This is a genomic window from Romboutsia sp. (assembly GCF_035470145.1).
In the GTDB taxonomy this organism is placed as follows: domain Bacteria; phylum Bacillota; class Clostridia; order Peptostreptococcales; family Peptostreptococcaceae; genus Romboutsia_D.
This window is the reverse complement of sequence record NZ_DATIRC010000368.1, coordinates 1-4,170: the sequence shown is the minus strand read 5'-3', so window position 1 is coordinate 4,170 and position 4,170 is coordinate 1. Positions and strand designations below refer to the sequence as shown.

At 29.3% G+C, this 4,170-nt stretch carries 6 protein-coding genes; all 6 read right to left on the bottom strand.

Annotated elements, in window-relative coordinates; translation table 11 throughout:
- Positions 1 to 1,497: terminase large subunit (locus tag VLM92_RS14580; protein WP_325277051.1), on the bottom strand; the 1,497-nt coding region annotated here is incomplete at its 3' end.
- On the bottom strand, positions 1,494 to 1,892 hold the full coding sequence (locus tag VLM92_RS14575) for a hypothetical protein (protein ID WP_325277050.1): 399 nt from the start codon (positions 1,890 to 1,892) through the stop codon (positions 1,494 to 1,496). The genes VLM92_RS14580 and VLM92_RS14575, both read right to left, overlap by 4 nt.
- A gap of 86 nt (positions 1,893 to 1,978) precedes the next feature.
- On the bottom strand, positions 1,979 to 2,281 hold the full coding sequence (locus VLM92_RS14570) for an HNH endonuclease signature motif containing protein (RefSeq protein ID WP_325277049.1): 303 nt from the start codon (positions 2,279 to 2,281) through the stop codon (positions 1,979 to 1,981).
- A gap of 233 nt (positions 2,282 to 2,514) precedes the next feature.
- Positions 2,515 to 3,129 (bottom strand): tyrosine-type recombinase/integrase, encoded by a 615-nt coding sequence (locus VLM92_RS14565; RefSeq protein ID WP_325277048.1) that lies wholly within the window; start codon positions 3,127 to 3,129, stop codon positions 2,515 to 2,517.
- 25 nt (positions 3,130 to 3,154) lie between these two features.
- On the bottom strand, positions 3,155 to 3,514 hold the full coding sequence (locus tag VLM92_RS14560) for a hypothetical protein (RefSeq protein WP_325277047.1): 360 nt from the start codon (positions 3,512 to 3,514) through the stop codon (positions 3,155 to 3,157).
- 194 nt (positions 3,515 to 3,708) lie between these two features.
- Positions 3,709 to 4,119 (bottom strand): hypothetical protein, encoded by a 411-nt coding sequence (locus tag VLM92_RS14555; protein ID WP_325277046.1) that lies wholly within the window; start codon positions 4,117 to 4,119, stop codon positions 3,709 to 3,711.
- Positions 4,120 to 4,170 lie beyond the last annotated feature (51 nt).

The following is a 4,170-nucleotide window of genomic DNA, read 5'->3' as shown; positions in this document are numbered from 1 at the left end:
CCTATGAGCCATTAAATCGGCTCTTAATTCTTTCATAGGAGGTGATAAAGTGTGAACACCTTGTCTGACTTTAATCATTGCATCTTTTCCGAACTCATTTTCATATGCTTGCAATAAACTATCATCAACATGCCAAGGATCATAACCTATCCAAGGAATATATATATCATAATCTTCTCTAATTTCTTTAAACCACTCTAACATATGGAATTTATTAACCTTGTTACCTGGACATACTCTTAATAATCCTTGTTTTTCCCATAGTTTATATGGAACTCCATCATCTTCTTTGTTGTCTTCTAAGTTGTTCAGTTTACCTTCTGGCACAAAATACATAGATAATACATATATGTTTTCATCATTAGGTCTCATACATAATACTTTAGCAGATGATAAATCTGTAGTTTCAGCTAAGTCAAAACATCCTATACCATATCTGAATCCCATCTCTTTAACATCAAACTTAGTTTCATTATTAAGTTCATCCCATCTAAGCCATGCACTTGATGAATTTTCTTTCATATTGAAATCTTTTACCATTACTGTAGCTTTAAAAGATGGATCATTCTTAGCTTTATTAACAAAATCTCTTAAGTCTTGTATATTTTTTATAGTTCCAAGACCAGGATTAGCTTTTATCCAACATTCTTCTTTGTCCCATTCATCTTTATCATCTAATTCATAAATAAATGGTAAAAATGTTTCATCAACTACTTTATTTTCATCATTACTTGTATATCCATCTAATACTTTACACGCATAATCATACTGAGCATCAAATATAGATTCTCTTACAAATCCATTAGTAGTTATACAAAATAGTAAAGGTTGTCTCCGAGCTGTCATTGACTGTTTCATTAAGTCATATAAATCTCTGTTTTTAATAGCTGCTAATTCATCAATAGTTATCATATGTCCATTAAGTCCATCTAATCCATTACTGTTTGATGCTAGTGCTTTTATAAATGACATTGTCGGAGAAAAATATAAATCACTTTTTCTTTTTCTTATATGTTTTGAAAGTAATGGAGACTGTTTCACCATGTTATGTATCTCCATGAAACACTTTTGAGCCTGTTCTAGCTTAGTTGCTACACAATAGTTTTCTGCTGCTCCTTCACCGTCTCCTATAGCCATGTATAAATTAACTCCAGCTAGCTCTGTTGTCTTTCCATTTTTCCGACCTTCTATAGTTAGAGTTTCTTTATATTTCCTCAATCTAGTTTCCTTATCTACAAATCCAAATATAGCTTGAAATTTAGCTTTTTGGAATAATTGTAATTTAAAAGATGCTCCCATAGCTCCTTGTGCTTGTTTACAAAATGTTTCTATGAAGTCTATCGGTTTATTTGCTAGTTCTTCATCAAATACCCAATTATCTTTAGGATTATATAAATCATCGACTAACTTAGCATATACTTGTTTAATCCTTTCACAGGCAACTATTTCACCAGATAGTATTTTTTGGTAATATTCTTCTATGTAAGTACCTGTCATTTCTTAATCTTGCTCCTATTTAAGAACTCTAATAGTTCATCTTTTTCTTCCTTCTTTTCTTCTCCAGGTATAAGATCTATTAGTTGTTTCATAGTATTTGAATATCTTTGAATGAAAGTAGTATATATTTTTACCTGCGGTCTTTCTCTTTCAAATCTCTGTGATCCTTGCTCAAACATTTCTGTTAATCCATTAGAAAGTAAATCTTCTCTAAGTTCTTCTAATGATATTTTCATAAATGCTGCTTCACTTATAAGTCCCTCAAGTGTCTTAGTTTTTTCTTTTGTAAAATCTACATATAATTTCTTAACTCTGTTTATCTCCTGCTTAATCTTTTTTTCTTTCTCTAATTTCGCATTAAATTCGTCTCTTAATTGTTCGGTTTTCGATTTCATCTTACCCCTCCCTAATTTTGAAAATTTCATGTGGAGGAAGATAGAGGTCCACTCCGACGGTCTCCTGTAACCACCCACATAACTTTTTATAGGGGGGCGTTAACCGGTACGAGTTCACCGTTCTCATTGAACTTATATTCACTCTTTGTAGGATTTATCTTTCTATGTATTCCAACATGACAATCCCTACACAATAGGACTAAGTTATCTTCTCCTAGTGTTATGTCTATGTCATTCATATTCTTAGGACTTAACCATATGATATGATGTACTTCTTCTCCTGGCTTACCACATTTGTTACATAATCCATGATACTTATTGAATATATATTCTCTAACTCTCTTCCATTCCTTACTCTTATAAAACTTCCTGCTAAACTCTCTAGCCATTTGCACACTTCCTTAAGCTTCATAATACCTATAAAAAACTATATATTTTTATACGAATATTATATTAATAATAAAGTTTATAGTTTGTGTTTAACTCTAATTAATTCCGTATTTACCTAGAGAATAAGGAATTAATTTTGATACTTTACTTCTATTATAGTGTTAGAAAAAATCCACCTTAAATTCCATTCATTTTATTTTTTAGGTATTCATAGTCTCAAATAAAAAAATAACTATAGAAAATCATCTAACGACTTACTATAATTATCATACTTTAATCTTTCTAAATCTAAATATAACTTTGTTTCTTCTATAGATGAATGACCTAACATTTCTTTAACTGCTATTATGTCATAACCACTATCTACATAAATTTTATAAGCATACGTCTTTCTCATACAATGAGCAGTTGTATAATATAAACCTAAATACTCTCCAGCTCTCTTAAGTATTTTACTTATAGTATCAACTTCTATATATCCATCACCTTTGTTTGATGGAAACATATACTCCCAATCTTCTTTAGTCGATATATAAGACTTAAGTTTTACCTTAAGCTTTGGACTTAATGGAACTCTCCTAGGTTTTATATTCTTTTTTCTTATATTTTTACTATTAACTTTCTTACTTTCTAAAATAATAAATTCATTAGTCTTTATTACTTCTTTAATTTCAGATACTGTTAATCCTACTAGATCTCCTGCTCTGTATCCTGTTGTAACTCCTATTTGAAATAATATACTATTTCTTTTGCCATAATTATCACTACTAGCTTCAAGATATGCAATCATCCTTTTCACATCTCGAGTATTTTTAATAGGTTTTGCGGCTCTTTTTACTTTTTTCATTTTTACAACATTCCTTTCCCCCTCTCTATAATTCTCTTAATTTATTTATATATTTACTATCATTACTTATTCGAATTAAACTTTCTATTTCCCATTTAATTGGTCTATTAGGCATCTTCTTTCTTACAGCTAGGTCGATTATTGATTTAGCTTTATGAAAGCTCTTAATATGCGTATGACCTTTTTCAAATAACTTCTTTGTGTTATACACTATATATCCATCAGAAGCCTTTAAAAGTATAAAATGCTTTCTCTGATAAACTTTTTTAGCTCCTTGTGTTTTATCAAAATTCGGTTTACTCTTCATTAAATTGTCATATTTATATAATTCTTCTTTTAACAAAGTTGTCTTTGCTATTTCTCCTGCATCCTTCCAAACTTTCATACACATCACCTTTTTAGACAAAATAAAAAAAGCCACGGTTCGAAGGTCATGGCTTTTTTTCTATGGTTGTTTTTCAAATCTCTTATATTAACTTTTTGGGGTAAAGGGAAATATACTGATATTAATATAATAACACTGTTTTCGTCTCTTTTTGTGCCAAAATACTGCCAAAATAGTGCCAAAATAGTGCCACCCTATTTTTTTATTACATTTTCCATCTTTTGCATTATTCTTGAATGTTCTCTCCAGAAACTTCTTTCTGATATATGTAATTCATTATATACTTCACTTGGTTTATATTCTTCAAGGTATCTTAACTCTATAACCGTATATTCTTTTTTAGTTAAAACATTTAGTGCTATATCTATTTCTTTTATCTCATATTCTAAATCTTTTATTTCATTTTCTAATATATCTTTCTCTAATATATGACTTTCTACTTTTGAGTTTATTCCCCCTGATCCTCCTGGCATACCTGAACAGTTAGGACTTATATTTGAGTACATATTATCAAGTTTTAATTTTTTAGATTCTAATTTAGCCTTATTTTCTTTATATTTGAAAAGTCTTTTCTTTAACTTTTTATTATTATTATATTCACTCATATATATCTATCTCCCTATCATTTGGTTATCATTATCAATATATCTTCACAA